Source organism: Ottowia massiliensis, from assembly GCF_900240305.1.
Lineage (GTDB): Bacteria > Pseudomonadota > Gammaproteobacteria > Burkholderiales > Burkholderiaceae_C > Ottowia > Ottowia massiliensis.
Genome location: NZ_LT964854.1, coordinates 957799 through 983409, shown reverse-complemented (window position 1 = coordinate 983409; position 25611 = coordinate 957799). Strand labels below are relative to the sequence as shown.

The 25611-nt window shown below is 60.5% G+C and carries 31 protein-coding genes, 1 tRNA gene and 1 pseudogene; 30 read left to right on the top strand and 3 right to left on the bottom strand.

All coding sequences use genetic code 11. From position 1 onward, the window contains the following. Positions 1–1789, bottom strand: a 1789-nt coding sequence (locus tag C1720_RS13980) for a class I SAM-dependent methyltransferase (RefSeq protein ID WP_199170952.1), incomplete at its 3' end; no start/stop codon positions are given. Positions 1790–2152: 363 nt separating this feature from the next. Here C1720_RS13980 and C1720_RS04465 point away from each other — a divergent pair. Further along, a complete protein-coding gene (locus tag C1720_RS04465) occupies positions 2153–3268 on the top strand; it encodes a glycosyltransferase family 4 protein (protein ID WP_102283372.1) in 1116 nt (371 codons plus the stop codon). A 218-nt stretch (positions 3269–3486) separates the two neighbouring features. Here the strand turns inward: C1720_RS04465 and purE are convergent, their stop codons facing one another. Next, positions 3487–4026 (bottom strand): 5-(carboxyamino)imidazole ribonucleotide mutase, encoded by a 540-nt coding sequence (purE, locus tag C1720_RS04460; RefSeq protein ID WP_102284495.1) that lies wholly within the window; start codon positions 4024–4026, stop codon positions 3487–3489. A 67-nt stretch (positions 4027–4093) separates the two neighbouring features. Between purE and trxA the strand changes: the two genes are divergently transcribed. From trxA to C1720_RS04330, 26 genes and pseudogenes are all read left to right on the top strand, one after another. Beyond that, positions 4094–5050, top strand: a complete 957-nt coding sequence (gene trxA / locus C1720_RS04455) for a thioredoxin (RefSeq protein ID WP_102283371.1) — start codon at positions 4094–4096, stop codon at positions 5048–5050. Positions 5051–5305: 255 nt separating this feature from the next. After that, positions 5306–5983 (top strand): phosphoglycolate phosphatase, encoded by a 678-nt coding sequence (locus C1720_RS04450; protein WP_102283370.1) that lies wholly within the window; start codon positions 5306–5308, stop codon positions 5981–5983. 419 nt (positions 5984–6402) lie between these two features. Further along, positions 6403–7917: an anthranilate synthase component I gene (gene trpE, locus C1720_RS04445; protein ID WP_439650735.1), complete on the top strand. Its 1515-nt coding sequence runs from the start codon at positions 6403–6405 to the stop codon at positions 7915–7917. Then, the gene (locus tag C1720_RS04440) at positions 7917–8270 is read left to right on the top strand and encodes a chorismate mutase (protein WP_102284494.1); all 354 of its coding nucleotides are present in this window, start codon (positions 7917–7919) and stop codon (positions 8268–8270) included. The genes trpE and C1720_RS04440 overlap by 1 nt, the downstream gene beginning before the upstream one ends. Further along, positions 8267–8857 (top strand): anthranilate synthase component II, encoded by a 591-nt coding sequence (locus tag C1720_RS04435; protein ID WP_102283368.1) that lies wholly within the window; start codon positions 8267–8269, stop codon positions 8855–8857. The genes C1720_RS04440 and C1720_RS04435 overlap by 4 nt, the downstream gene beginning before the upstream one ends. A gap of 200 nt (positions 8858–9057) precedes the next feature. Next, positions 9058–10611, top strand: a complete 1554-nt coding sequence (locus C1720_RS04430; protein WP_439650734.1) for a glycerol-3-phosphate dehydrogenase/oxidase — start codon at positions 9058–9060, stop codon at positions 10609–10611. 144 nt (positions 10612–10755) lie between these two features. Next, entirely contained in the window at positions 10756–11124 is a 369-nt protein-coding gene (rplN, locus tag C1720_RS04425; protein WP_050715431.1) for a 50S ribosomal protein L14, read from the top strand. 13 nt (positions 11125–11137) lie between these two features. Next, positions 11138–11458: a 50S ribosomal protein L24 gene (gene rplX / locus C1720_RS04420; protein WP_102283366.1), complete on the top strand. Its 321-nt coding sequence runs from the start codon at positions 11138–11140 to the stop codon at positions 11456–11458. 1 nt (position 11459) lies between these two features. Further along, entirely contained in the window at positions 11460–11999 is a 540-nt protein-coding gene (gene rplE, locus C1720_RS04415) for a 50S ribosomal protein L5 (protein ID WP_050715433.1), read from the top strand. Positions 12000–12010: 11 nt separating this feature from the next. Next, positions 12011–12316 carry a 30S ribosomal protein S14 gene (gene rpsN, locus C1720_RS04410; RefSeq protein ID WP_082203183.1) on the top strand — a complete coding sequence of 102 codons (306 nt, stop codon included), beginning with the start codon at positions 12011–12013 and terminating at the stop codon, positions 12314–12316. A 19-nt stretch (positions 12317–12335) separates the two neighbouring features. After that, entirely contained in the window at positions 12336–12731 is a 396-nt protein-coding gene (rpsH, locus tag C1720_RS04405) for a 30S ribosomal protein S8 (protein ID WP_050715434.1), read from the top strand. A gap of 24 nt (positions 12732–12755) precedes the next feature. After that, on the top strand, positions 12756–13289 hold the full coding sequence (rplF, locus tag C1720_RS04400; protein ID WP_050715435.1) for a 50S ribosomal protein L6: 534 nt from the start codon (positions 12756–12758) through the stop codon (positions 13287–13289). Positions 13290–13301: 12 nt separating this feature from the next. Beyond that, a complete protein-coding gene (rplR, locus tag C1720_RS04395; protein WP_102283365.1) occupies positions 13302–13667 on the top strand; it encodes a 50S ribosomal protein L18 in 366 nt (121 codons plus the stop codon). Positions 13668–13687: 20 nt separating this feature from the next. Beyond that, positions 13688–14206 carry a 30S ribosomal protein S5 gene (gene rpsE / locus C1720_RS04390; protein ID WP_102283364.1) on the top strand — a complete coding sequence of 173 codons (519 nt, stop codon included), beginning with the start codon at positions 13688–13690 and terminating at the stop codon, positions 14204–14206. Positions 14207–14224: 18 nt separating this feature from the next. Next, complete coding sequence (rpmD, locus tag C1720_RS04385; protein ID WP_082203184.1) at positions 14225–14410, top strand: 50S ribosomal protein L30; 186 nt, start codon at positions 14225–14227, stop codon at positions 14408–14410. A gap of 25 nt (positions 14411–14435) precedes the next feature. Continuing rightward, a complete protein-coding gene (gene rplO, locus C1720_RS04380) occupies positions 14436–14867 on the top strand; it encodes a 50S ribosomal protein L15 (RefSeq protein WP_050715438.1) in 432 nt (143 codons plus the stop codon). A 14-nt stretch (positions 14868–14881) separates the two neighbouring features. Further along, entirely contained in the window at positions 14882–16195 is a 1314-nt protein-coding gene (gene secY / locus C1720_RS04375; protein ID WP_102283363.1) for a preprotein translocase subunit SecY, read from the top strand. A gap of 29 nt (positions 16196–16224) precedes the next feature. Further along, a complete protein-coding gene (gene rpmJ / locus C1720_RS04370) occupies positions 16225–16338 on the top strand; it encodes a 50S ribosomal protein L36 (protein ID WP_082203185.1) in 114 nt (37 codons plus the stop codon). Between the two features lie 43 nt (positions 16339–16381). Then, a complete protein-coding gene (rpsM, locus tag C1720_RS04365; protein WP_102283362.1) occupies positions 16382–16747 on the top strand; it encodes a 30S ribosomal protein S13 in 366 nt (121 codons plus the stop codon). 17 nt (positions 16748–16764) lie between these two features. Next, positions 16765–17169: a 30S ribosomal protein S11 gene (gene rpsK / locus C1720_RS04360; RefSeq protein ID WP_050715441.1), complete on the top strand. Its 405-nt coding sequence runs from the start codon at positions 16765–16767 to the stop codon at positions 17167–17169. A 121-nt stretch (positions 17170–17290) separates the two neighbouring features. Next, the gene (gene rpsD / locus C1720_RS04355; RefSeq protein WP_050715442.1) at positions 17291–17914 is read left to right on the top strand and encodes a 30S ribosomal protein S4; all 624 of its coding nucleotides are present in this window, start codon (positions 17291–17293) and stop codon (positions 17912–17914) included. A 108-nt stretch (positions 17915–18022) separates the two neighbouring features. After that, the gene (locus tag C1720_RS04350) at positions 18023–19015 is read left to right on the top strand and encodes a DNA-directed RNA polymerase subunit alpha (RefSeq protein ID WP_050715443.1); all 993 of its coding nucleotides are present in this window, start codon (positions 18023–18025) and stop codon (positions 19013–19015) included. 127 nt (positions 19016–19142) lie between these two features. After that, positions 19143–19544: a 50S ribosomal protein L17 gene (gene rplQ, locus C1720_RS04345; RefSeq protein ID WP_102283361.1), complete on the top strand. Its 402-nt coding sequence runs from the start codon at positions 19143–19145 to the stop codon at positions 19542–19544. Between the two features lie 22 nt (positions 19545–19566). Beyond that, positions 19567–19643 (top strand) — tRNA-Met (locus tag C1720_RS04340). 194 nt (positions 19644–19837) lie between these two features. Further along, positions 19838–20622: pseudogene (locus C1720_RS04335) on the top strand (IS5 family transposase); the annotation flags it as partial. A 158-nt stretch (positions 20623–20780) separates the two neighbouring features. Beyond that, the gene (locus C1720_RS04330) at positions 20781–21086 is read left to right on the top strand and encodes a hypothetical protein (RefSeq protein ID WP_102283360.1); all 306 of its coding nucleotides are present in this window, start codon (positions 20781–20783) and stop codon (positions 21084–21086) included. A gap of 88 nt (positions 21087–21174) precedes the next feature. On the opposite strand, the gene ffh is transcribed toward C1720_RS04330, so the two are convergent. Next, positions 21175–22590, bottom strand: a complete 1416-nt coding sequence (gene ffh / locus C1720_RS04325) for a signal recognition particle protein (protein WP_102283359.1) — start codon at positions 22588–22590, stop codon at positions 21175–21177. Positions 22591–22761: 171 nt separating this feature from the next. On the opposite strand from ffh, the gene C1720_RS04320 reads away from it, so the two are divergent. The 3 genes from C1720_RS04320 to C1720_RS04310 are packed head-to-tail and all read left to right on the top strand — an operon-like array spanning position 22762 to position 25609. Beyond that, positions 22762–23574 (top strand): cytochrome C assembly family protein, encoded by an 813-nt coding sequence (locus tag C1720_RS04320; protein ID WP_050715448.1) that lies wholly within the window; start codon positions 22762–22764, stop codon positions 23572–23574. Further along, positions 23571–23852, top strand: a complete 282-nt coding sequence (locus C1720_RS04315; RefSeq protein WP_102283358.1) for a PP0621 family protein — start codon at positions 23571–23573, stop codon at positions 23850–23852. Before C1720_RS04320 ends, C1720_RS04315 begins: the two co-directional genes overlap by 4 nt. Beyond that, the gene (locus tag C1720_RS04310; protein ID WP_102283357.1) at positions 23849–25609 is read left to right on the top strand and encodes an ATP-binding protein; all 1761 of its coding nucleotides are present in this window, start codon (positions 23849–23851) and stop codon (positions 25607–25609) included. Before C1720_RS04315 ends, C1720_RS04310 begins: the two co-directional genes overlap by 4 nt. The last annotated feature ends 2 nt before the right edge of the window (positions 25610–25611 follow it).

The following is a 25611-nucleotide window of genomic DNA, read 5'->3' as shown; positions in this document are numbered from 1 at the left end:
TCGATTCGAGGCATGCCCGGCGGTCACATATGCGCTTAGTCGGCGGCGTAAGAGGTGTATAAGAGCCACGGTCTGTATGTTTCGCCAGAGATGCGGACATATCAATGCTAACTAAATGATCGTGAGCATCAAAGAAAGTCGCAGCTAAGGTATGGGCGAAGGCGGAGGAGCGTCGGCGGGGTCGGATGTGTATAAAGGAAGGGGCCGAGCCGATGCCCAGCAGGCGGTCGATGGACATCTTGGCGTGGACGATGGGGCGCGTGGCGCGAAAGACGGTGGAGTTTTCAATGTCGCGCAGCAGGCGGCGGGCGTCATCGTTTTCGCGGGTGAGAACGCTGGCGCGCTCCAGCAGGGTTTTGCCCTGCTCGCGCAGGCTGTCGTTTTGCTGCTCCAGCGCGGCCACCTGGCGGGCCAGCTCGCGCCCTTGCGCCTCGGCGGCGTGCAGGGCGCTGGCGCGCTCGTGCATCTGGCGTTCCCACTCGGCGTGCTGGCTGGCAAAAGCGGCTTGTTCCACCTGGCGTGCGGCGTGATCCATCTGGCGTGCGGCGCGTTCGCTTTCGGTTTGCTCGCGGGCATCGGCAATTTCGCGCTGGGCCGCGCCAGCCAGCGCCAGCCAGTCGGCGGACATGGGCCAGCCCGCCACCACTTCCAGCGCGCCGCCGGCAGCCAGCGCCAGCGCGTCTGGCGGGATGGGCAGCTCCATCCACGGGTCGTCATCCAGCAGCAGCGCCACCAGCGCGCCTTGCGGCGTGGCGGGCGGCTGCAAGGCCATGCCGCTGCGTTTGGCTTGCAGCAGGGGCAGGGCGTTGCGGCTGTCCCATTGCCAGAGCGGCTCGCCTGAAGCGCTGCGCAAGGTGATGGCGTGCAGGTAGAAAAAACCGGGGCGGTCGGCGGGGTCGAACTTCAGGCCCGTGGGCGGCTCGCCCGCAGGCAGCTCAAAGCGCAGGGTTTGCTGCGGCTGGCCCATCACGCCTGCTGCGCGCAGCTTGTGCTCTTCGGCAAAGCCGCCGCCGGGCTGGCCCAGATACAGCTCGCTGCTGAACAGCGCTTGCGCGGGCAGCAGCGGCTCTGCCGGGGGCGGCTCCACGCGCTCGCCCGGCGCGGCGGCGCGCGCCACGACGATGAACTGGTAGGTCAGCGCGTCGGGCAGCGCCAGCAGGTGCCGCGCCACGGGGGCGGGCAGGGCGTCAAAGGCCGCGCGAAATTCCGATTCGGGCAGCGCGCGCTGGATGGTTTCCAGACTGTCGATGGCCCAGCCGTTTTCGGCCAGAAAGCGCGTGAGGGCGCGGCGGGTGAAAAAGCGCAGGTGCGTTTCATCCAGCAAGCCTTCGGGGCGGTAGCGGAATTCGCCCGCCATCAGCTCCGCAATCAGGCCGCAGTAGCCAGCGTTGGGAATGGAGATGAGCACGCGCCCGTTCCCGGTCAGCAGGCGGCGGGCGCTGGCCAGCACCTGCTGCGGGTGGCGGGTGTGCTCCAGCACGTCGGCACAGACGATGGCGTCGTACTGGCTGCCGGCGAACAGGGCGGCGAGGTCGGCGCTGTCCAGGTTGGCCACTTCCACTCGGCGGTAGTCGGGAGCGGCCAGGGCGGCTTCTTCGGTGTTGAGGGTGAGGCCGTCAATCACCGCGCCATCGCCGCGCCGCGTGAGAAAGCGGCCCACGGCGCCGCTGCCGCAGCCCAGGTCCAGCACGCGCGCGCCGGGCGGAATGTGGGCGCTCAAAACGGAAAGGGAGGTGCGCTCGCTGCCGTGAATCTCGCGGTCATACACGTGCAGGGCGGAAGAGGACATGGTCATGGGCTGGCATTCAGCAAGGAAAGGAGCGGCGCGCGCCTGAAAAGCCAGGCGTTCGCGCTCGCTTGATCAGGCAAGAGCCTGGGTTGTGGCCGCCTTTGCGATTAAAACAGTAGCAAATTCAGGGCATCCAAAAACAGGGTTGTCGCTTTATCTGCGGGGATAGTTTGCTACCAATCAAGGAGCAAAAAATTTCTCTTTCCTGTGGCCCGCTCGCATGTGTGGATGGGCAAGGGCGAACCGGCGCCGGAAACCCGGAAAAACGCCCCTGCGGAGAGGGGCGGCAAGGGGGAGGCAAGAGGGCGTCCAGATGGCGGCGAATGCTACCATGCGCGAATTTTTTGGCACTTTTCCCCCCACATGACTTCGCTGGCGCTGTTTGCCTTTCTGGTGTCGCTGGTGGCCACCTTGCTGGTGCGCCGGCTGGCGCTGCGCTGGCACACCCCTTATGCGCAAGATGCCTCGCAGCGCCTGCATGTGGGCTATGTGCCGCGCCTGGGCGGGCTGGGCGTGCTTGCGGGCTGGGCCTGCGCCCTTGCGGCGCTGCCGCTGCTCCAGCGGCTGGGCATGGCGGGCAATATTGATTGGGCCCGGCTGGCCCTGCCTTGGTGGGCGGCCGCGCTGCTGCCCGCCTTTGCCGGCGGCGTGCTGGAAGATTTGACCCAGCGCCTGACGGCGCGCTGGCGGCTGCTGCTCACCCTGGTTTCGGGCCTGCTGGCCTGGGCGCTGCTGGGTGCGCAGGTGCCGCGCCTGGGCTTTGGCTGGCTCGACGGCTACTGGAGCGCTGCCCCGTGGCTGGGCGTGGCGCTGGCCGTTTTTGCCGTCACGGGCCTGCCCCATGCCTTCAACCTGATCGACGGCGTGAACGGCCTGGCGGGCACCGTGGCGCTGGTGGTGTGCCTGGCTTTCGCGCATGTGGCCATTCAGCTGGGCGACCGGGAGCTGGCCTCCATCGCCATTGCGCTGGCCGCCGCCACGGCGGGCTTTCTGTTCTGGAACTACCCGCGCGGGCTGGTTTTTGCGGGCGATTCGGGCGCTTACCTGTGGGGGCTGGTCATTGCCATGCTCAGCGTGCTGCTGGTGCAGCGCCACCCGGGCGTGTCGCCGTGGTTTCCCGTGCTGGTGCTGATGTATCCGGTGTGGGAGACCATTTTTTCCATCTACCGCAAGCTGGCCCGGGGCGACTCGCCCGGCATGGCTGACGCGCTGCACCTGCACCAGCTCATCTACCGCCGCCTGGCGTGCAGCGTGCTGCAAGAAGACGAGGCCGCTGCCATGCTCAAGCGCAACAGCCGCACTGCGCCCTATCTCTGGGGCTTTTTGCTGCTCACCGTGGCGCCGGCCGTGCTGTTCTGGCGCAACAGCGCCGTGCTGCTGGCTTTTTGCCTGCTTTTTGCCGCCAGCTATGTGGCGGCTTATCTGAGCCTGATTCACTTCAAGGCCCAAAGGGTTTTTGGCCGCAGAAGCGACTCGTGATCCGCCGGGCGGCCATTGCGCGCGGCGGATGGGCCAGACAGGGCCTGCGCATCAGCCTGAGAGCGCCAAAAACAGGAGCGAATTCAAGGGCCGGAAATGCCGCTTCGCGCAGTATCCACTAGGACGTTATGCTCCGAATAAAGGAGCGAAATAGGGAGCGAAATGGCAGATGCTTTGGCCTTGCTCTGCCGCCTCTGCGGGCGGCGGGTGAACCGGTTCTAGGCCGCTGGCGGCAGCTTCATGGCGCGGGCCGCTTCGGTCTGGGCGGCGCGGAATGCGTCGAGCTTTTGCCGCAAGGCGGCGTCGCGGCAGGCCAGCATGGCAACGGCAAACAGCGCCGCGTTGGCTGCGCCCGCCGCGCCAATGGCGAAGGTGGCCACGGGCACGCCCTTGGGCATTTGCACGATGCTGTGCAGCGAGTCCACGCCTTGCAAGTGGCGCGAGGCCACGGGCACGCCCAGCACGGGCACGGGCGTTTTGGCCGCCAGCATGCCGGGCAGGTGGGCGGCGCCGCCTGCGCCCGCGATGATGGCTTCAAGCCCCCGGCCGCGCGCGCTTTCGGCGTAGGCGAACAGCTCGTCGGGCATGCGGTGGGCCGAGACCACGCGCGCCTCGTGCGGCACGCCAAAGGATTGCAGCATTTGCACGGCGTGCTGCATGGTTTCCCAGTCGCTGCTGGAGCCCATGAGCACGCCGACGAGAGGGGCTTGGGAAGAGGTTTGAGAAGGGGTTCCGGAAGGGGCGGGCGTGTCGGTCATCATCTTGCACAATGGTTTTTTGGCCCGATTTTCCCTGTTTCACTGATTCATCCAGAGAGCGTTTTTCATGATTGAAGTCACCCTGCAAAACTTTGAAAGCGAAGTCATCGCCGCTTCCATGCACACGCCCGTGCTGCTCGATTTCTGGGCGGCCTGGTGCGGCCCCTGCCAGTCGCTTGGCCCCGTGCTGGAGCAGCTGGAGGACGAATACGCAGGCCGCTTTGTGCTGGCCAAGGTGGATTCAGACCGGCAGCAGCAACTGGCCGCAGCCTTTGGCATACGCAGCCTGCCCACGTGCATCTTGCTCAAGGGCGGCCAGCCGGTGGACGGCTTTACCGGCGCGCTGCCTGCCGGGCAGGTGCGCCAGTTTCTGGACAAGCACGTGCCCAGCGAAGGCGCCGTGGCCGCCGAAGGCAGCGTGCAAGAAGCCGACGCGCTGCTGGAATCGGGCGACCCGGCCGCCGCCCTGGCCAAGCTGGCCGATGCGCTGGCGCAAGACCCGGCCAATGACGAGGCCCGCTTTGACTACGTGCGCCTCTTGATTGCCACGGGCCGGCTGGACGAAGCGGGCGCGGCCCTGCAAGAGCCGCTGGCGCGCGAGCCGCGCCCCTTGCGCTTTGACGCGCTCCATCACTGGCTGCAAGCGGCGCGCGCCGTCCAGGCAGGCGACTGGGGGCAGTGGAAGCTGGCGGAGCTGGATGCGGCCATTGCGCAAGACAAGCGCAACTTCACCGCGCGCTACCAGAAAGCGCAAATCCTCATGGCCGAAGGCGTGTGGACGCAGGCGATGGACGAGCTGCTCGAAATCATCCTGCGCGACCGCCAATGGGAAGGCGATCTGGCCCGCAAAACCTACGTGGCCATCTTGGAGCTGCTCACGCCCGCGCCCGACAAGGCCAAGGCGCATGAAGGCAAGAGCGCTGGCGGCATCGAGCTGACCGGCAAGGCCGCCGCCGCGCAGCAAGACCCGCAGGCCGAACTCGTCTCGCGCTACCGCCGCAAGCTCTCCATGGCGCTGAACTGAAGGCCGGGGCGGCCAGGCGCGGGCCGCCGCATGGCGCGCCATTGCCCCAAAAAGAGGAGCGAATTTGAGGGGGTGCAAATGCCGTCTGGCGCAGTTTCTACTAGGACATCATGCTCTTGATTCGAGAGCTGAATTAAGCGCGAAATCAGCGTGCCTGTTTGCCTGACGGCGGCGGCCTGCCAAAAGCGGCCAGCGGACAATCGCCGCTGTCTTCTTTTTCTCTTTTCCTTTTCCTCTTTTCATTTCCCGCGCCCTATGCCAGCTCCCATCCAGGCCGTCATGCTTGACTGCGACGGCACGCTCGTCGATACGCTGGGCGACTTTGACGCCGCCCTGAACGCCATACTGCGGCAGATGCGCCGCCCCCGCATCGAGCGCGAGCAGATCGCCCGCTTCGTGGGGCGCGGCACGGAGCATTTGCTGCGCTGCGTGCTGGCCCTGCAAGATGGCGGGGCAATGCCCGATGAGGCCACGTTCAATCAGGCCTGGGCCGCTTACTTGCAGGCGTACGGGCAAGTCAATGGCACGCACAGCCGGCTCTATCCGGGCGTGCGCGAAGGGCTGGCGGCCTTGCAGGCGCAGGGGCTGCCGCTGGCGTGCCTGACCAACAAGCCGCAGGCTTTCGCCCGCGAGCTGATGCGCAGGCTGGGGCTGGCGCCGTTTTTCCGCTTCATTCACGGCGGCGACACCTTCGCGCGCAAGAAGCCCGATCCGCTGCCGCTGCTGGAAACCTGCCGCCTGCTGGGCGCGCCCCCTGCGGCCACGCTGATGGTGGGCGACTCGCGCAACGACGCGCAGGCTGCGCGCGCGGCGGGCTGCCCCGTCTTCTTGCTGCCCTATGGCTACAACTACGGCTGCCCAGTCGAGCAGGAAGGCGCAGATGCCGTGCTGCCGGATTTGCCCGCCATCGCCAAGCGCCTGCAAGCGGCTTGATCACGCGGGCGGCCCGGCAGCCGGATACTTCAATAAGAAGAGCGAATTCAAAGGGGCAAAAAAGCCACTTGCCGCTTTATTGGCGCGATAGTGTGCTATGAAACAAAGAGCGAATCAAAGCGCTTTTCCCGCGCCGTTTCCAGCCTGCTTGCCGCCGCCAGCTCGTTTGCTGGCCCTCCAGTAAACTGCCCGCCCCATGTTGCCGCTGCTTTTTTCTTTTGCTGATGCGGGCCGCCGTGCCCGGGGGGCGTGGCCCTGGCGCAAGCCTGCGCGCTGACTTTGCCCCTGGCTTTCGCGTCCGCAATGGGCGCGCGCGGCGGAGGCCGCCGCCGCAGCCTTTTTCCCCTTTCCAAGTTTCTTTCGCGCGCGCCAGCGGCTGGCTTTGCGCGCATGTTTTTCTGATGACAGGAAACCGATTCATGACCGAGCAGGAATTCAAGGCCCTGGCCGCGCAGGGCTACAACCGCATTGCGCTGGTGGCCGAGGCGTTCGCCGATCTGGAGACGCCGCTGTCGCTGTATCTGAAGCTCACGGCCACGCCGGGCAAGCCGGATGACACGGGCGGCCGCCGATACAGCTTTTTGCTGGAGTCGGTGGTGGGCGGCGAGCGTTTCGGGCGCTACTCGTTCATTGGCCTGCCCGCGCGCACTTTTTTGCGCGCCAGCGGCTTTGGCGAGCAGGCGAAAACCGAGGTGGTGACCGATGGCCAAGTGGTGGAAACCGCGCCGGACAATCCGCTGGATTTCATCGAGCGCTACCAGCGCCGCTTCAAGGTGGCGCTGCCGCCAGCGGCGCCGCGCTTTTGCGGCGGGCTAGCGGGCTACTTTGGCTATGACACGGTGCGCCACATCGAGAAAAAGCTGGCGCACACCTGCCCGCCTGACACGCTGGGCTGCCCGGACATTTTTTTGCTGCACTGCGAGGAGGTGGCCGTCATTGACAACCTCACGGGCAAGCTGCATTTCATCGTCTATGCCGATCCGGCCCAGGCGGGCGCTTTCGAGCGTGCACGCGCGCGCCTGCACGAGCTGCACGAGCGCCTGTGCCAGCCCGTGATTCCGCCGCGCCTGCGGCCCGCGCCCGCGCAAGCCGTGCACCGCGAGTTCGACAAGGCCGATTTCCTGGCTGCCGTGGCGCGCGCCAAGGAGCTGATTGCGGCGGGCGACTTCATGCAGGTGGAAGTGGGCCAGCGCCTGTCCAAGCCCTTTGCGGGCGATGCGCTGTCGCTCTACCGCGCGCTGCGCTCGCTCAACCCGTCGCCCTATCTGTATTTCTATGACCTGGGCGATTTCCACGTTGTCGGCTCCAGCCCCGAAATCCTGGTGCGCCACGAGCGGGCCGAAGGCGGGCAGAAGATCACCATCCGCCCGCTGGCGGGTACGCGCCCGCGCGGCGCCACGCCCGAGGCCGACCAGGCCGCCGAAGCCGAGCTGCTGGCCGACCCCAAGGAGCGCGCCGAGCACGTCATGCTCATTGACCTGGCCCGCAACGACATTGGCCGCATCGCCCGCATTGGCAGCGTGAAAGTGACCGAAGCCTTTGCCGTGGAGCGCTACAGCCACGTCATGCACATCGTCAGCAATGTGGAGGGCCTGCTGCTGGACGGCATGAGCCACATGGACGTGCTCCGGGCCACCTTCCCCGCCGGCACCTTGAGCGGCGCGCCCAAGATTCACGCGATGGAGCTGATAGACGAGCTGGAGCCGAGCAAGCGGGGCGTGTATGGCGGCGCGTGCGGCCACATCAGCTACGCGGGCGACATGGACCTGGCCATTGCCATCCGCACCGGCATCGTCAAGGGCGGGCGGCTCTACACCCAGGCGGCCGCCGGCATCGTGGCCGACAGCGACCCTGAAATGGAGTGGCGCGAAACCGAGGCCAAGGCCCGCGCCCTGCTGCGCGCCAGCGAGCTGGTGGAAGAAGGGCTGCACTGATCATGAAAGCCATTGCCCAGGTTCGCCACTGCGAAAACATGGCCGAAGTGCGCGCCTGCGTGGACGCGCTGGACGACGCCCTTGTGCCCCTGCTCGTGACCCGCTGCGGCTACATGACGCAAGCGGCCCGCATCAAGGGCGATGCCCGGCTGGTTCATGACCAGGCCCGCATCGACCAGATCGTGGCCCGCGTGCGCGAGCAGGCCGCCGCCGAAGGCGGCAACCCCGGCCTGCTGGAGCGCATCTACCGCGCCCTTATCGACTGCTGCATTGCCCATGAGCACGAAGAGCTGCGCCGCTTGCAGGCTGGCCCCGATTCCGCTTCATCCTCTTGTGCAGGAGCCGCGCCATGAACCTCTTGATGATTGACAACTACGACAGCTTCACTTTCAACATCGTCCAGTACTTTGGCGAGCTGGGCGCGCGCGTGAGCACGCTGCGCAACGACGAAACCACGCTGGAAGATTTGCAGGCGCGCTTTGCCCGGGGTGAATTCAGCCGCCTGTGCATCAGCCCCGGCCCTTGCGCGCCAGCGCAGGCGGGCGTGTCGGTGGCCGCCATTCGCCACTTTGCGGGCAAAGTGCCCATTCTGGGCGTGTGCCTGGGCCACCAGGCCATAGGCGAGGCGCTGGGCGGGCGCATCGTGCGCGCCGGACGGCAAATGCACGGCAAAACCAGCGTCATCACCACCGATCAAAAAGGCGTGTTCGCCGGGCTGCCCAGGCAGTTCACCGTCAATCGCTACCACTCGCTGGTGATTGAGCGCGCCACCTGCCCGCCGGAGCTGGAAATCACCGCCGCCAGCGACGATGACGGCGAAATCATGGCCGTGCGCCACAAAACCCTGCCCATCGAAGGCGTGCAGTTCCACCCCGAAAGCGTGCTGACCGAGCACGGCCACGCCATGCTCAGAAACTTTCTGGAGCAGCCCGCCGGCTGATCTGCCGGCAGGGCATGTGGTTCGCGCCGTCATGCATCAAATCGGCCTGAAGTCCTGGTGCAGACTGGATTTGCAGCTATTGATTTGATAGTGAACGCAGGCGAAGAGCGCCGCCCCTGCATACACTCGCCCCTCTTTTTCAATACCGCTGCGTGTGCTTCATGACTGCCGCCCCTTTGCCGACCCATCGATCTGAGCTGATGCAACGTCTGGCCCGGCCCGGGCGGTATGACGTGGCGGTGATTGGCGGCGGCGCCACGGGGCTGGGCGTGGCACTGGATGCGGCAGTGCGCGGCCTGAAAGTGCTGCTGCTGGAAGCGCATGACTTTGCCAAGGGCACTTCGTCACGCGCCACCAAGCTGGTGCATGGCGGGGTGCGTTATCTGGCGCAGGGCAATGTGGCGCTGGTGCGCGAGGCGCTGCACGAGCGCGCGCACATCCTGGCGGCGGCGCCCCATTTGGCGCAGCCGCTGGCGTTCGTGATGCCGTCTTACAGCTGGTGGGAAACGCCCTGGTACGGCATGGGGCTGAAGGTTTATGACCTGCTGGCGGGCCAGGCCAGTTTGGGGAGTACGCAGTGGCTGGGCACGATTGCCGTGCAAAACCGCCTGCCGGGCGCGCAGCCGCAGGGCCTGAAGGGCGGCGTGCAGTATTGGGATGGGCAGTTTGACGATGCGCGGCTGGCGCTGGCGCTGGCGCGTACGGCGGCGGCGCATGGCGCTTTGCTGGTGAACCATTGCCCCGTGACGCAGTTGCGCCACGCAGGCGGCAAGGTGGCGGGGCTGCGGGCAAAGGATGCCGAAACAGGGCGGGAATATGACATTGAGGCGGGCTGCGTCATCAACGCCACGGGCGTATGGGTGGATGCCTTGCGCCAGCAGGACGCCGCAGCCACAGGGCGCAGCGCAAGCGCGCTGGTCGCGCCCAGCCAGGGCGTGCATGTGGTGGTGGACCAGGACTTTCTGCCTGGCCGCCGGGCGCTGCTGGTGCCCAGCACGGCGGACGGGCGCGTTCTGTTTGCCGTGCCGTGGCTGGGCAAGCTCATTTTGGGCACGACGGACAACCCGCGCCATGATTTGCCGCTGGAGCCTTGCCCGCAAGAAGATGAAGTGGACTTCATCTTGCGCGAAGCGGGGCGCTACCTGCGCCGCCCGCCCCGGCGCGCCGATGTGCGCAGCCAGTGGGCGGGGCTGCGGCCGCTGGTCAAGCCGCAGGGCCAGGCTGCGACCAAGTCAATCAGCCGCGAGCACACCATCCTGATCGACGCAAGCGGGCTGGTGACCGTGACGGGCGGCAAATGGACGACTTACCGTGCCATGGCCCAGGACGTGCTGGCCCGCTGCGCCGACGCGGGCCTGGTGCCGCAAGGTAAATCGCGCACGGCAGGCTTGAAGCTGGTGGGCGCCTTGCCGGATGGCGCGCAAGCCGTGCCGTTGAACGAGGCGCCCGGGCCGCATTTGTATGGCGGCGAAGCGGATGCGCTGGCGCAACTGCCGGGGCATGAACGCTGGATGACGGACGGGCTGAGCGAGGCCATGGTGCGCTTTGCGGCACGGCATGAATACGCCCGCAGCGTGGAAGATGTGCTGGCGCGCCGCTCGCGCCTGCTGTTTCTGGACGCTGCGGCTGCGGCTGCCGTGGCGCCTGCCGTGGCGAATGTGCTGCAAGAAGAGACGGGCCGGGATGCCGGGCTGGAAAGCTTTCTGGCCTTGGCTGCTCAATATGGCAGTCTTGGGGGCGCAAAAAGAGCTTGACAAGCTTGTTTCAGGTTGCCATAATCCGCCGCTTCACTTGCTTTCGAGTTGCTCAAAGCGGGTGGCTCAAGCAAATTCTGCCCATACACGGGCCCAAGACTGTTCCTGTTGGTGATATGACAGGGTGCAAGTTGGGAAATTGAAATGATCCAGACTGAATCTCGACTCGAGGTTGCCGATAACACCGGCGCCAAGTCCGTCCTGTGCATCAAGGTGCTGGGCGGATCCAAGCGCCGTTACGCAAGTGTTGGCGACATCATTAAGGTGAGCGTGAAAGAAGCCGCTCCGCGTGGCCGCGTCAAAAAAGGCGAGGTTTATAGCGCCGTGGTGGTGCGCACGGCCAAAGGTGTGCGCAGGCCTGATGGTTCGCTCATCAAATTTGACGGCAATGCCGCCGTTTTGCTCAACAACAAGCTGGAGCCGATTGGCACCCGCATTTTTGGTCCGGTGACGCGCGAGCTGCGTTCCGAGCGATTCATGAAGATCGTGTCGCTGGCCCCTGAGGTCATCTGAAAGGGCTGTTGCCATGAAGAAGATTCGCAAAGGCGATGAAGTCATCGTGATTGCCGGGCGCGACAAAGGCAAGCGCGGCAAAGTGCTTTCGCGCGTTAGTGAAGAACGCGTGATTGTCGAAGGCGTGAATATTGTGAAAAAGCACGTCAAACCCAATCCCATGATGGGTGTGCCTGGCGGCATCACTGAAAAGACGATGCCGATTCATCAATCCAACATCGCCATTTTCAATGGCGCAACAGGCAAGGCTGATCGCGTGGGTGTTAAGACGCTTACGGATGGTAAGCGTGTCCGCGTGTTCAAGTCCAGCGGTGAAGAAATCAGGGTGGCGTGAGATGGCACGACTGCAACAACACTATCGCGAAAAAGTGGTGCCCGAACTGATGCAAAAGTTCGGCTACAAATCCGTTATGGAAGTTCCTCGTCTGAGCAAAATCACCCTGAATATGGGTGTGAGCGAAGCTGTGGCTGATAAGAAGGTGATGGATCACGCGGTGTCGGATCTGGCGCGCATTGCCGGTCAGAAGCCTGTTGTGACCAAGGCCCGCAAGGCCATTGCTGGCTTCAAGATCCGCGAGGGGCAGGCGATTGGCTGCATGGTGACGCTGCGTGGTGTTCGCATGTATGAGTTTCTTGATCGCTTTGTAACCGTTGCATTGCCTCGCGTGCGAGATTTTCGGGGTATTTCGGGACGTTCTTTTGACGGGCGCGGCAATTACAACGTGGGCGTCAAAGAGCAAATTATTTTCCCCGAAATCGAATACGACAAGGTGGATGCTTTGCGAGGGTTGAACATCAGCATTACGACGACGGCCAAGTCTGATGAAGAGTGCAAGGCGCTGCTTTCAGCTTTCCGTTTTCCGTTCAAGAACTAAAGGGTAACGTTGTGGCAAAAACCGCTTTGATCGAGCGTGAACTCAAGCGCAAAAACCTGGCCGCCAAATATGCGGCTAAATATGCCGAACTAAAGGCTGTCGCTGGTGATGTCAAACGTTCCGAGGAAGAACGTGCACAAGCCCGTTTGGCATTGCAGAAACTGCCGCGAAATGCCAATCCAACACGCCAGCGCAATCGCTGCGAAATTACAGGGCGTCCACGTGGCACATTTCGTCAATTTGGACTGGGGCGAGCCAAGATTCGCGAAATGGCCTTTTCTGGCGATATCCCTGGCGTAACCAAGGCAAGTTGGTAATCTGGGCAGGAGATACATAATGAGCATGAGTGATCCCATTGCCGACCTGCTCACGCGCATTCGCAATGCGCAAATGGTCGCAAAATCTACAGTTGTAGTTCCTTCTTCCAAAGTCAAGGTGGCAATTGCCCAGGTGCTGAAAGATGAGGGATATATTGATGGTTTTCAGGTGAAGGCTGATGGCAAGAAGTCAGAGTTGGAGATCACTCTGAAATACTACGCTGGCCGGCCTGTTATCGAGCGTATTGAGCGTGTAAGCCGCCCTGGCCTGCGCGTTTATAAAGGGTGCGAGAAGTTGCCTCAGGTGATGAATGGTCTGGGGGTGGCAATCGTGACGACTCCAAAAGGCGTTATGACGGATCGCAAGGCGCGCGCTGCCGGTGTTGGTGGCGAAGTGTTGTGCTACGTGGCCTAATGCGCGGAATAAAGGAGAGATGAAATGTCCCGTGTAGCAAAAATGCCCGTGGCGATACCTTCTGGCATCGATGTCAACTTGAAGGATGATCAAATTACGGTCAAAGGCGGCGGAGTAGAGCTGAAATTGGCTCAGAACGCTTTAGTGAAAATCTCGTCTCAAAATGGTGTTTTGTCTTTTGAACCTGCTGATGAAACGCGGGAAGCAAATGCCATGAGTGGAACCATGCGGCAGCTTGTCAACAACATGGTCGTTGGCGTAAGCAAAGGGTTTGAAAAGAAGTTGGCCTTGGTGGGCGTGGGTTACCGCGCTCAGGCACAAGGCAATAAGCTGAATCTTGCGCTTGGGTTTTCGCATCCTGTAATTATTGAAATGCCTGCAGGTATTTCTGTAGCTACTCCTTCGCCGACGGAAATCGTGATTAAAGGAGCTGATCGCCAACGAGTCGGCCAAATCGCTTCTGAGATTCGTGCAATACGGCCTCCGGAGCCTTACAAAGGCAAGGGTGTGCGTTATGCTGACGAAAAGGTCATCATTAAAGAGACCAAGAAGAAATAAAGGCTTCTCATCATGTTGAATAAAAAAGAACAGCGTCTGCGTCGCGCCCGGCAGACCCGTATCCGTATTGCAGAACAAGGGATCGCGCGTCTTGCGGTCAATAGAACCAATTTGCATATTTACGCCAGTTTGATTTCCGGCGATGGCGCCCGTATATTGGCGAGCGCTTCAACGATAGAGCCAGAAGTTCGCAAGCAATTGGGTGGATCTGGAAAGGGTGGCAATGTGGCGGCTGCAGAGATCGTTGGTAAGCGTATCGCCGAGCGTGCCAAGGCTGTTGGCGTAGAAAAGGTCGCTTTCGATCGGTCTGGCTTTTCTTATCATGGACGTGTCAAGGCGCTGGCCGATGCTGCGCGTGAGGCTGGATTGCAGTTTTAATTTTTGCGAGGCGAATCAAAATGGCTAAATTTCAGGCGAAAATGCAAAGCGATGGCCCTGAGGATGGCTTGCGCGAAAAGATGATTTCAGTCAACCGCGTTACTAAAGTTGTTAAAGGGGGCCGTATTCTCGGCTTCGCTGCTTTGACTGTTGTTGGCGATGGCGATGGGCGAGTTGGCATGGGTAAGGGGAAATCCAAAGAGGTGCCTGCCGCAGTGCAAAAGGCCATGGATGAGGCCCGTCGCAACATGACAAAAGTTTCTTTAAGGGATGGCACCATTCACCATAATGTAACGGGGGTGCATGGCGCCGCTGTTGTCATGATGGCGCCTGCTCCGAAGGGTACGGGCATCATTGCTGGCGGCCCTATGCGCGCTGTATTTGAGGTGATGGGAATTACTGATATCGTGGCGAAAAGTCACGGTTCTTCTAATCCATATAATATGGTACGGGCCACATTTGACGCGCTTGCCAACTGTACGACTCCTGCGGAAGTTGCTGCCAAGAGAGGCAAAAGTGTCGATGATTTGTTTGCGTAATTCGCAGGGATGTGAGAGATGGTTAAGGAAAACAAGACGTTAAAAGTTCAGCTTGTCCGCAGCCCGATTGGATGCAAAGAGTCTCATCGTGCGACCGTCCGTGGTTTGGGTTTGCGTAGGTTAAATAGCGTGCGTGAGCTGGAAGATACTCCGGCAATTCGAGGCATGATCAATAAGGTTGACTACCTGGTTAAATTGCTTTAATCGGTTGTTAATTAAAGGATTGCAAATGGAACTTAATGGAATTAAGCCCGCTGCGGGAGCTAAACACGCGCGTCGCCGCGTTGGGCGTGGCATTGGCTCTGGTCTGGGGAAAACTGCTGGCCGAGGTCACAAGGGCCAAAAGTCGCGTTCTGGCGGTTACCATAAGGTCGGCTTTGAGGGAGGTCAGATGCCTTTGCAGCGTCGCTTGCCGAAGCGAGGGTTCAAGTCTGTTTCCTTGAGATTTAACGCGGAAATTACGCTCTCGGATTTGGCTTGTTTGCAAGTTGAAGTGATTGATTTATTGCTGCTGAAAGAAAGGGGTTTAGTACCTGCTCATGCCAAGACTGTCAAGGTGATCAAGTCCGGAAATCTGACGAAGGCTGTTAAATTGACGGGTGTGGCTGCGACGGCAGGGGCGAGGCTGGCAATTGAAGCGGCTGGTGGTTCCATTGTCTGATTAGAGCGGACATCGTGGCAATAGACGCAGTGCGGATCGCGAAAACGGGAAAATATGGTGACCTACACCGTCGCCTTGTTTTTCTGCTGCTGGCGCTCGTGGTATATCGAGTTGGCGCGCATATACCAGTTCCGGGCATCAATCCAGACCAATTACGGCAGTTTTTTTCAAGCCAAGGAGGGGGCATATTGAATTTGTTCAATATGTTTTCCGGTGGGGCGCTTTCTCGTTTTACGGTTTTTGCATTAGGGATCATGCCTTATATTTCGGCATCGATCATCATGCAGCTTGTTTCCTACGTTGTTCCATCTTTCGAGCAGCTCAAAAAAGAGGGTGAGGCTGGTCGGCGCAAGATCACCCAATACACACGATATGGAACCTTGGCGCTGGGAATCTTCCAGTCTTGGGGAATTGCAGTTGCGTTGCAATCGTCGCAAGGATTAGTACTGAATCCGGGATTGCTTTTTCAATTGACAACGGTGGTTAGTCTGACTGCTGGAACTATGTTTTTGATGTGGCTTGGTGAGCAGATTACCGAGCGAGGCTTGGGGAATGGTATTTCAATACTAATTTTTGCGGGTATCGCTGCTGGGCTGCCAGGAGCCATTGGTGGCATGCTTGAGCTGGTTCGTTCAGGAGCGATGAGCGAGATAGTGGCGCTGTTTATCTGCGCACTGGTTGTGCTGGTAACTTATTTTGTCGTGTTCGTTGAGCGTGGACAGCGAAAAATCTTGGTAAACTATGCCCGCAGGCAGGTTGGCAACAAGGTTTACGGGGGGCAGTCGTCTCATTTGCCGTTAAAATTAAATATGGCAGGCGTTATTCCGCCGATTTTTGCCTCTTCTATTATCTTATTGCCGGCAACAGTCGTTGGGTGGTTTGGTGCAGGAGAGTCTACTCATTGGCTTAGTGATATTGCTGCGGCGCTTTCTCCTGGGCAGCCAATTTATATTATGCTGTATGCGACAGCTATTATTGGTTTTTGTTTTTTCTATACGGCGCTGGTTTTTAATAGTAGGGAGACTGCGGATAATCTGAAGAAGAGTGGTGCTTTTATTCCTGGCGTCCGGCCTGGAGAGAATACTGCTAAGGCTATCGATAGAATTCTGGCGCGTTTGACTTTTGTTGGCGCTATTTATGTGACTTTGGTTTGCTTGTTGCCAGAGTTTTTGATACTGAAATACAATGTGCCGTTTTATTTTGGCGGAACCTCGTTGTTGATTTTGGTTGTCGTGACAATGGATTTTATGGCGCAGGTTCAGACGTACATGATGAGTCAGCAATATGAGTCTCTGTTGAAAAAAGCGAGCTTCAAGGCGTCTCTGTAGAAGTGAATATTTTGGTTTAGGAGAATTGGATGAGAGTTTCCGCATCAGTAAAGAAGATTTGTCGCAACTGCAAAATTATCAGGCGCAAAAATGTCGTGCGCGTGATTTGCTCAGATCCGCGGCATAAGCAGCGTCAGGGTTGAGTGGCGTCACTTTCCTGCGATAAATTTTTAGAGGCTAGAAACTATGGCTCGTATTGCTGGTATCAATATCCCACCGCATCAACACGCAGAGATCGGGTTGACGGCTATTTATGGCATTGGTCGTGCGCGAGCGCGCAAGATTTGCGACGCTTGCAGCATTTCGTATTCTAAGAAGGTTAAGGATCTGAGTGATGCCGATCTGGAAAAGATTCGTGACCAGGTTTCCCGATTCGTAATTGAAGGCGACCTTCGCCGCGAAACTACGATGAATATTAAACGCCTTATGGATATCGGGTGTTATCGAGGTTTCCGTCATCGCCGGGGACTGCCTTTGCGTGGGCAACGCACGCGCACAAATGCACGAACCCGCAAGGGGCCTCGTAAGGCGGCTCAGTCTTTGAAAAAATAATTTAAGAGAGAACAGTTATGGCAAAGTCTCCTGCAGGGAATGCTGCACAGCGCGTACGCAAGAAGGTCCGCAAAAATATTGCGGACGGGGTCGCTCATGTGCATGCTTCATTTAACAATACCATTATTACTATCACTGATAGACAGGGGAATGCCTTGTCTTGGGCTTCCTCTGGTGGGCAAGGATTTAAAGGGTCACGCAAATCTACCCCCTTTGCTGCGCAGGTTGCTTCAGAGGTGGCAGGCCGTGCAGCACAGGATCAGGGTATCAAAAATCTTGATGTCGAAATCAAAGGGCCAGGTCCGGGTCGGGAGTCTTCTGTTCGTGCGCTGGCAGCTCTTGGAATTCGTATTACATCGATTTCCGATGTGACGCCTGTCCCTCATAATGGGTGCCGTCCTCAGAAGCGGCGACGCATTTAATACTATCGTTGCCAGGATCGGTTTGTTCTGGTGTTTGCAATCAAGACCACTGCCGTCGCATTGTTCAGCGTGAAGGCTCCCTCGCTTAATAAGTGAGGAAGAAGGAAAAAAGGAATTTAAGGTGGCACGTTATATCGGACCCAAGGCTAAGCTTTCTCGTCGCGAAGGCACAGACCTTTTTTTGAAGAGCGCCCGTCGCTCGATTAGTGACAAGGCGAAATTTGATACGAAACCCGGTCAGCATGGTCGGACTTCTGGCTCACGCACCTCAGATTATGGCTTGCAGTTGCGCGAAAAACAGAAGGTTAAGCGCATGTACGGTGTTTTGGAAAAGCAGTTTCGCCGTTATTTTTCGGAGGCTGATCGCCGTCGCGGAAATACGGGCGCGAATCTCCTGTTTTTGCTCGAATCTCGTCTGGACAACGTGGTTTATCGTATGGGGTTTGGATCGACTCGCGCCGAAGCGCGTCAGTTGGTTTCGCACAAGGCCATTCTCGTGAATGGCCAGTCTGTGAACATTCCCTCATATTTGGTGAAAGCGGGCGATATCATCGCTGTCCGCGAGCAGTCCAGAAAACAGACACGTGTCCAGGAGGCCTTGCAATTGGCTACCCAAGTGGGTATGCCATCTTGGGTTGAGGTCAGCGTCGACAAAGTGGAAGGCGTTTTCAAGAAGGTGCCAGACCGCGATGAATTTGGTGCTGATATTAATGAATCGTTGATCGTTGAATTGTATTCACGCTAGTTTTGGGTCTCGTCCCTTAGTGTTCCACGCCCGCCACCTTGGCGGGTTTGGTGCTTCACCAACCTTGCCGGTGCAACGAACCGCAGGTATTGAGAGGAAGTTCGGAATATGCAAACAAATTTGCTGAAACCCAAAAGTATTACGGTCGAATCTTTGGATGACAATCGAGCTGAGGTGATATTAGAGCCTTTTGAGCGGGGATATGGTCACACCTTGGGTAACGCTTTGCGGCGTGTGTTGTTGTCATCCATGGTAGGATATGCTCCTACTGAGGTAACGATTGCGGGCGTTGTTCATGAATATTCAACTCTGGATGGCGTACAGGAAGATGTCGTTAATATTCTGCTGAATCTCAAGGGAGTCGTCTTTAAACTGCATAACCGCGATGAGGTGACGCTAACTCTGCGTAAGGATGGAGAGGGGGTGGTAACTGGAGCAGACATCCAGGTGCCTCATGATGTAGAAGTTGTGAACCCTGGGCATGTTATTGCTACGCTTTCGCAGGGCGGCAAGCTGGATATGCAGATTCGGGTGGAGAAGGGCAGAGGTTACGTTCCTGGCAATGTCCGGCGTTACGCTGATGAGGGATCTAAGCCAATTGGGAAAATAGTGCTTGATGCGTCTTTTTCGCCGATTCGCCGCGTTAGTTATGCCGTAGAAAGTGCGCGTGTAGAGCAACGCACTGATCTTGATAAATTGGTTTTGGATATTGAGACAAATGGCACGATCAGTGCTGAGGATGCTGTTCGTGCGGCAGCCAAGATTTTGGTTGAGCAGTTGGCAGTATTTGCTCAGCTGGAAGGGCACGAGCTGGCGGCCTTCGACCAGTCAACACAGAAGGGGGCGGCGGATCGTTTCGACCCAATCTTGTTGCGCCCTGTTGATGAATTGGAATTAACGGTGCGCTCGGCCAACTGTCTGAAGGCTGAAAACATTTATTATATAGGTGATTTGATTCAGAGAACGGAAAACGAGTTGCTGAAAACACCGAATCTTGGGCGTAAATCACTTAATGAGATCAAAGAGGTCCTGGCTTCTCGTGGACTGACGCTTGGCATGAAGCTGGAAAATTGGCCGCCCTTGGGTTTGGATAAGCGCTAATTGAATGAGTGAGAAGTTTTGGAATGATGTCCGCTGGATGTCGTTCTTTTGTGCGCCATGAATGGCGCCATGTGCCGAAGGCCGTACCTGATACGGCGGTCTTTTATAAGCAAAGAAAGGAAGCACTATGCGTCACCGTCATGGTTTACGCAAACTCAACCGCACCAGCGCCCATCGTCAAGCGATGCTGCGCAATATGATGAATTCGCTGATTGAGCATGAGGCGATCAAGACGACTTTGCCTAAGGCCAAAGAGCTGCGCAAGGTCATTGAACCCATGATCACGCTTGCGAAGAAGGATTCTTTGGCTAATAAACGCTTGGCGTTTAATCGTCTGCGCGATCGCGATAGTGTTGTCAAGCTGTTTGCCGTACTGGGGCCTCGCTATCAAGCCCGTCCTGGAGGATATACGCGCATTTTGAAGATGGGGTTTCGCGTAGGGGATAACGCTCCGATGGCTTTTGTTGAGCTGGTAGACAGACCTGATGCCGTTGTTGAGAGCAGTGACTTGCAGGAAGCTAAAGAATAAGGTACAATATAATTTCTTTTATCGCGCGGTGGAGCAGCCTGGTAGCTCGTTGGGCTCATAACCCAAAGGTCGGAGGTTCAAATCCTTCCCGCGCAACCAATATTAAGGCCTGCCAGCTATTGGTAGGCCTTTTTGTTTGCTGGATGAAGAAGGACGAATATCGATAGTAACTCCAATTGCGTTTGCTCTTCTGACTTCGCTAACAGCGGAGTCGTTGCATTCGATGACTCCATCGAAGGGGCCACCGAGTTGCGTGAATTGAGAAGAACAGCTACTAGGCCGAATCGACATTCATCCGGTATCTTCGGCGGACGTCCGAGACCAAGCATCCGCGGCCCAGCCGCTACGAATTGACCCAAACCCAATGGGAGCGGATCGAAGATCTGCTCCCAGGCAAGGCCAGTGACCCTGGGCGTACGGCAGCGGACAACCGCAGCTTCGTCAATGGCGTGCTGTGGGTGTTGCGCTCCGGGGCGCGCTGGAGTGATCTGCCGACGCGCTACGGAGCCTGCAAGAGCGTGCACAAGCGCTTCACCCGCTGGGCGGCCAAGGGCATCTGGGAGCGGGTGTTGCAGTCCCTGATTCAGGATCGAAGCAACGAGTATCTGATGATCGACAGCAGCATTGTCCGGGCGCACGCACAGGCGGCGACCGGAAAAGGGGGGCAACGCACCCGGCTCTGGGGCGTTGCCCAGGAGGGCTGAGCACGAAGATCCACATGGCGGTGGATGGCCAGGGCCGCCCGATGCGATTTATCCTCACTGGCGGCCAGCGTAACGACATCACGCAAGCGCCAGCGCTGCTGGCCGGGTTCAAGCCCAAGTGCGTCTTGGCCGACAAAGGCCATGACAGCCGGCAACTGGTGGCGCAGATCCACTCGCTCGGCGCCCAGCCGGTGAACCCGCCTCGCAGCTGCCAGCAACCGCGTGCCTACGACAAGGCACTGTACCGGCTACGCAATCGCATCGAACGTTGCTTTGCCAGGCTCAAACAGTTTCGCCGCATCGCCACTCGCTTCGACCGCAAGCCCTCCCACTTCCTGGCTTTCCTCTACCTCGCATCGATTCCCTTGTGGGTGGGGGGAATGTCGATTCGGCCTAGGAGCATTCATGTGCAGCGTTGCTGGTTTTATCGCGAAAACGCTGCTAATAGAACGGTACGCCTTAAAGACCGTCTCAAAAAAGCGGGCAGCACGGATATGATGCAGGCAAAAGAGTCAAAGGGCGCAAGCGCCACATGGCCGTAGACACAATGGGGCTGCTGCTGGCCGTGGTGGTGTATTCGGCAGGCATTCAGGACCGAGTGGGTGTCAGGGCTTTTTTGGTGAGGCTGTTCTTGCGTTTTGAGTGCCTCAAGACTGTTTTTGTGAATGGCGGCTACTCGGGCCGTCTGATCAATAGGGCACTGAGCATGTTTGGCATGGAACATGCAGGTGATCAAGCGCTGCCAGCAGCGCATCTTCAAGGCGCTTCCCAAGCGCTGGATTGTGGAAAGAACCTTTGCCTGGCTGAGTCAATCGAGAAGGTTCTCCGAAGGCTATGAAGTACTGTCGCTTCAGCTGAAGCCTTCGTCAAGATCGCTTGCATTCGGCGCACGGTCAGGCTTTTTGGATAACTTTTATAACAGGTTCTTAAAACGGCCCTTTCCCGCCCATTCCGGGAGGCATGGGCGGCAGGCCGCCGCCGAGCAGGCCGCCCAAGCCCTTCATGCCGCCCATGCGGCGCATGAGCTTCATCAGGCCGCTGCCTTTGAGCTGTTTCATCATGCCCTGCATCTGCTCGAACTCTTTGAGCAGGCGGTTGACCTCCTGCACATGCACGCCCGCGCCCTGGGCGACGCGGCGCTTGCGGCTGGCCTTGAGCAGCTCGGGCTTGCGGCGCTCTTCGGGGGTCATGCTGTTGATGATGCCTTCCTTGCGGCGGATGTCTTTTTCGGCGCGGGCCAGGTCGGCTTCGCTGGCTTTGGCGGCCAGCTGGGTGGGCAGTTTGTCCATGAAGCTGCCCAGGCCGCCCATTTGCTTCATTTGCTGGAGCTGGCCGAGAAAGTCTTCCAGGTCGAAGCCGCTGCCTTTTTTCATCATTTTTTCGGCCAGCTTCCGGGCGGCGGCCAAATCCACGCCTTCGGCCACTTGCTCGACCAGGGCCACGATGTCGCCCATGCCGAGGATGCGGCCCGCGTGGCGTTCGGCGTCGAACACTTCCAGGCCGTCGATTTTTTCGGATGTGCCCGCGAATTTGATGGGCGCGCCGGTGATTTGCCGCACCGACAGCGCCGCGCCGCCGCGCGAGTCGCCGTCCATCTTGGTGAGCACGATGCCGGTGAGCGGCAGCGCCTGGCTGAAGGCTTTGGCGGTGTTGGCGGCGTCCTGGCCCTGCATGGCATCGACCACGAACAAAGTTTCCACGGGCTTGAGGGCGGCGTGCAGGGTTTTGATTTCCTGCATCAGCGCTTCGTCAATGGCCAGGCGGCCTGCGGTGTCCACCAGCAGCACGTCGTAGTACTGGCGGCGGGCGTGGTCCAGGGCGGCGCGGGCGATGTCCAGCGGCTGCTGATCGGGCGAGGAAGGGAACCAGTCGGCGCCGGCCTGCGCCGTCACGGTTTTGAGCTGCTCGATGGCGGCGGGGCGGTACACGTCGCCCGAGACGGTGAGCACTTTTTTCTTGCGCTTTTGGATCAGGTGGCGCGCCAGTTTGGCCGTGGTGGTGGTTTTGCCCGCGCCTTGCAGGCCGGCCATGAGGATGACGGCGGGCGGCTGCGCGGCCAGGTTGATGTCGCTCACGCCTTCGCCCATGGTGGCGGCCAGCTCGCGATTGACGATGCCCACCAGCGTCTGGCCGGGCTTGAGGCTGCCCAGCACTTCCTGGCCCAGCGCTTTTTCTTTCACGCGGGCGATGAAGTCGCGCACCACGGGCAGGGCCACGTCGGCTTCCAGCAGGGCCATGCGCACTTCGCGCAGCATGTCGGCCACGTTGCTTTCGGTGATGCGGGCCTGGCCGCTGATGTGCTTGACCAGGCGCGAGAGTTTTTCGGTAAGGGCGGAGGCCATGTCAGGAAGGGCGATGGAAAAGGGCGCTGGAATGCGGCGCGGACAAGGGAAATCGGGAAATCGCGCGCCAGGCGCGAAAGAAGAGCCAAGAGGGCAGCAGCGGTGGCGAAAGCGTGAAAGAGCCATGAAAAAGCCCCTTGCGCAGAGGGGCCAGCCGCTAAACTTGTGCGCATGATTTTAGCCAGCCCCCCTCTTGAAGGCGTGCTTTTGGGCGCGGGCGCGGCGCTGGCTTACGCCGTGCCGGCGCTGGCCTGGCGTGCGCTGGGCGAGAGGCGTGCGCGCTGGGCGCTGGTGGTGGCCTGGGCGTTGCATGCGGCGGCGCTGGGCTGGGCGCTCTTGGGCGGACATGGCGGCGCGCGCTTTGGCTTCGCGCAGGCGCTGTCCGTGACGGCTTGGTTGGTGGTGACGGTGTATGTGGTGGAAAGCCAGGTGCTGCCCCAGTTGCGTGCGCGCTGGGCGCTGGCCGGTTTTGGCTCGGCGGCGGTGCTGCTGGCGCTGTTTTTCCCGGGGCAGAAACTTCCGCCCACGCAATCGCCCTTGCTGCCGCTGCACTGGGCGCTGGGCATCGCTTCCTACGGGTTGTTTGCTGCCGCCACAGCGCACGGCTGGCTGATGCTGCGCTCCGAGCGCCTGCTGCGCCAGCGCGCACAAAACGCCAGCGGCGTGCCGCTGCTGACGCTGGAGCGGTTGATGTTCCGGCTGATCACGGCCGGCTTCATCGTGCTGTCGGCCACGCTGCTGGCTGGCGGCATTTTTGGCGAAACGCTGTATGGCAGCCAGCACACGGGCTGGCGCTGGGATCACAAACGCGTGTTCACGCTGCTGTCGTGGGCCACGTTCGCCGTGCTGCTGCTGGGCCGCTGGCAATTGGGCTGGCGCGGGCGGCGCGCCGTGCATGTGCTCTACGCAGGTGCGGCGCTGCTGCTGCTGGCGTATGTAGGCTCGCGCTTTGTGCTGGAAGTGCTGCTGGAGCGCACGGCATGAAGCTGCTGGTGCTGCTGGCCGTGGTGGCCGGGCTGTGGTGGCTGCGGCGGCTGGCGCAGGTGGGCCGCCTGGCAAGGCAGCTGCGGCAGATGCGCCAAGTCAGCCGCGAGGCCCCGCCCCGCCCCGCCCCGCAGCCCATGCTTCGCTGTCTGGTGTGCGGCACGCAGACGCCTGCCAGCGAAGCCTTGCAAGATGCCCGTGGCGCGTATTGCTGCGCGGCGCATCAGGCAAAGGCTGAGCAGGACGCGTCATCCCGCACTGGGGAGAGAAAAGAGTGAATTCTTCCTCCGCAGAACAGGCCCGTTTTGCCGAAGCGCGGCTGCTGAACCGCCTGACCGCCGCCAGTGCGGCCGAGTGGCCCCAGCCGCCAGAGACGCGCCGCAGCTTCACGAGACTGTGGAATGCCTTTTTGACGGCGCGCACGCTCATCGCCCTGGCGCTGCTGGCCTTGCAGGGCTTGGCGTGGGGCATGGGCCGCCCGGCGCCGCAGGTGGCGGTGTGGGTCTGCGTCACCTATCTGGTTATCACGCTGGTCACCCGCCTGTGGCTGACGCCGCCGCCCGCCCGCGCCGCTGGCGTGCGCTGGCTGTGGGTGGCGGGCGTGGATCTGCTGGTATTCGCCCTGCTGCACTGGTGGCAGGAAGCCGCCAGCTACACGCCGCTGTTCGTGGTGCCGGTGCTGATGACGGCCATGCTGGCCACCCGGGCACTGGCGTTGGGCACGGCGGCCGTGGCGACGTTGCTGCTGCTGTCTAACGCGGGCTGGACCTATCTGACGGAAAGCCGCGTGTCGGTGGACAGCTTCTCGCAAGCGGCGCTCAGCGGCGCGGGCCTGTTCGTGCTGGCTTTGCTGACCAGCCAGCTGGCCGCGCGGCTCAAGCAGGAAGAAAGCCAGGGCCGGCGCGCGCACGCCGAGGCTCTGCTGCAAACGCTGGTTAATGACCTGGTGATCGAATACATGCACGATGGCCTGCTGGTTGTGGACGAGCAGCTTGCGGTGCGCGCCGCCAACCCGGCCGCGCGCGCCATGCTGGGCACGGACGAGGTGGTCACGCCCGCCTCTTTCGCGCTGACGGACGATGCCGCCTGGGCCGATCTGGTGGCGCTGGCCCGGCAGGTGTTGGCCGACGGGCAGGAGCGCACGGCTGAAATCACCCTGCAACGCGAGGGGCAGACTGCACGCCACGCGCTGGCGCGCGTGCAGCACACGCCCGCGCCCATGCCCAGCGCCAAGGGCCTGTGCGTGTTTTTCATGCAGGATTTGCGCGAAATGCAGGCGCGCGTGCGCACTGAAAAGCTGGCCGCGATGGGGCGTTTGTCGGCCGCCGTGGCGCATGAAATCCGCAACCCGCTGGCGGCCATCAGCCAGGCCAACGCGCTGTTGCTGGAGCAGCTGGACGATCCGGCCATGCGGCGCCTGTCGGGCATGGTGGCGCAAAACGCCCAGCGGCTGGGCCGCATCGTCAATGACGTGCTGGACGCTGCCCGCGTGCAGCACGAAGGCAGCACGGGCACATTGCAGCAAATCGCGCTTGACGAAGAGGTGGCCGATATCTGCACCGGCTGGGTGCGCCAGCACGGCATCAAAGGCAATCTGCGCATCACGCTCAGGGGCGAAGACGCACAGGTGCGCTTCACCACTGACCATCTGCACCGCGTGCTGGTCAATCTGCTGGACAACGCCTTGCGTTATGCCGCGCCAGGCGAAGGGGCCATTCAGGTCGTGACGGAACTCGTCTCTGCGAAGCAGGCCCGCCTGGCGGTCTGGAGCAAAGCCCCTGCGCTGGAGCCGGGCGTGCAACGCCACTTGTTCGAGCCGTTTTTTTCTTCCGAAAGCCGCTCCAGCGGCCTGGGGCTTTTCATCTGCCGCGAGCTGTGCCAGCGCCACGGCGGCGCCATCGCCTACGAACGCGCCTCGCGTCTGTATGAGGGGCAGCTTGTGGAAGGCAACGAATTCTTCGTCACCCTTGAGCGCGTTGCCGCGCCCGCCGCCGTGCCCGTGCAGCCCCAGCTTGCGCTCAATGATCCCGCCTGACC

What these genes read in the sequence shown, in the direction of transcription:
- C1720_RS04320 (WP_050715448.1), top strand. Translation starts at nt 22,762, where the DNA reads ATGATTTTAGCCAGCCCCCCTCTTGAAGGCGTGCTTTTGGGCGCGGGC.
- ffh (WP_102283359.1), bottom strand. Translation starts at nt 22,590, where the DNA reads ATGGCCTCCGCCCTTACCGAAAAACTCTCGCGCCTGGTCAAGCACATC.
- C1720_RS04465 (WP_102283372.1), top strand. Translation starts at nt 2,153, where the DNA reads ATGACTTCGCTGGCGCTGTTTGCCTTTCTGGTGTCGCTGGTGGCCACC.
- C1720_RS04450 (WP_102283370.1), top strand. Translation starts at nt 5,306, where the DNA reads ATGCCAGCTCCCATCCAGGCCGTCATGCTTGACTGCGACGGCACGCTC.
- C1720_RS04435 (WP_102283368.1), top strand. Translation starts at nt 8,267, where the DNA reads ATGAACCTCTTGATGATTGACAACTACGACAGCTTCACTTTCAACATC.
- rplQ (WP_102283361.1), top strand. Translation starts at nt 19,143, where the DNA reads ATGCGTCACCGTCATGGTTTACGCAAACTCAACCGCACCAGCGCCCAT.
- C1720_RS04315 (WP_102283358.1), top strand. Translation starts at nt 23,571, where the DNA reads ATGAAGCTGCTGGTGCTGCTGGCCGTGGTGGCCGGGCTGTGGTGGCTG.
- rplX (WP_102283366.1), top strand. Translation starts at nt 11,138, where the DNA reads ATGAAGAAGATTCGCAAAGGCGATGAAGTCATCGTGATTGCCGGGCGC.
- rpmD (WP_082203184.1), top strand. Translation starts at nt 14,225, where the DNA reads ATGGTTAAGGAAAACAAGACGTTAAAAGTTCAGCTTGTCCGCAGCCCG.
- rplO (WP_050715438.1), top strand. Translation starts at nt 14,436, where the DNA reads ATGGAACTTAATGGAATTAAGCCCGCTGCGGGAGCTAAACACGCGCGT.
- C1720_RS04350 (WP_050715443.1), top strand. Translation starts at nt 18,023, where the DNA reads ATGCAAACAAATTTGCTGAAACCCAAAAGTATTACGGTCGAATCTTTG.
- trxA (WP_102283371.1), top strand. Translation starts at nt 4,094, where the DNA reads ATGATTGAAGTCACCCTGCAAAACTTTGAAAGCGAAGTCATCGCCGCT.
- purE (WP_102284495.1), bottom strand. Translation starts at nt 4,026, where the DNA reads ATGACCGACACGCCCGCCCCTTCCGGAACCCCTTCTCAAACCTCTTCC.
- rplN (WP_050715431.1), top strand. Translation starts at nt 10,756, where the DNA reads ATGATCCAGACTGAATCTCGACTCGAGGTTGCCGATAACACCGGCGCC.
- rpsE (WP_102283364.1), top strand. Translation starts at nt 13,688, where the DNA reads ATGGCTAAATTTCAGGCGAAAATGCAAAGCGATGGCCCTGAGGATGGC.
- rpmJ (WP_082203185.1), top strand. Translation starts at nt 16,225, where the DNA reads ATGAGAGTTTCCGCATCAGTAAAGAAGATTTGTCGCAACTGCAAAATT.
- rpsH (WP_050715434.1), top strand. Translation starts at nt 12,336, where the DNA reads ATGAGCATGAGTGATCCCATTGCCGACCTGCTCACGCGCATTCGCAAT.
- C1720_RS04330 (WP_102283360.1), top strand. Translation starts at nt 20,781, where the DNA reads ATGGCCGTAGACACAATGGGGCTGCTGCTGGCCGTGGTGGTGTATTCG.
- rplF (WP_050715435.1), top strand. Translation starts at nt 12,756, where the DNA reads ATGTCCCGTGTAGCAAAAATGCCCGTGGCGATACCTTCTGGCATCGAT.
- rplE (WP_050715433.1), top strand. Translation starts at nt 11,460, where the DNA reads ATGGCACGACTGCAACAACACTATCGCGAAAAAGTGGTGCCCGAACTG.
- C1720_RS04430 (WP_439650734.1), top strand. Translation starts at nt 9,058, where the DNA reads ATGCAACGTCTGGCCCGGCCCGGGCGGTATGACGTGGCGGTGATTGGC.
- rplR (WP_102283365.1), top strand. Translation starts at nt 13,302, where the DNA reads ATGTTGAATAAAAAAGAACAGCGTCTGCGTCGCGCCCGGCAGACCCGT.
- rpsK (WP_050715441.1), top strand. Translation starts at nt 16,765, where the DNA reads ATGGCAAAGTCTCCTGCAGGGAATGCTGCACAGCGCGTACGCAAGAAG.
- rpsM (WP_102283362.1), top strand. Translation starts at nt 16,382, where the DNA reads ATGGCTCGTATTGCTGGTATCAATATCCCACCGCATCAACACGCAGAG.
- trpE (WP_439650735.1), top strand. Translation starts at nt 6,403, where the DNA reads ATGACCGAGCAGGAATTCAAGGCCCTGGCCGCGCAGGGCTACAACCGC.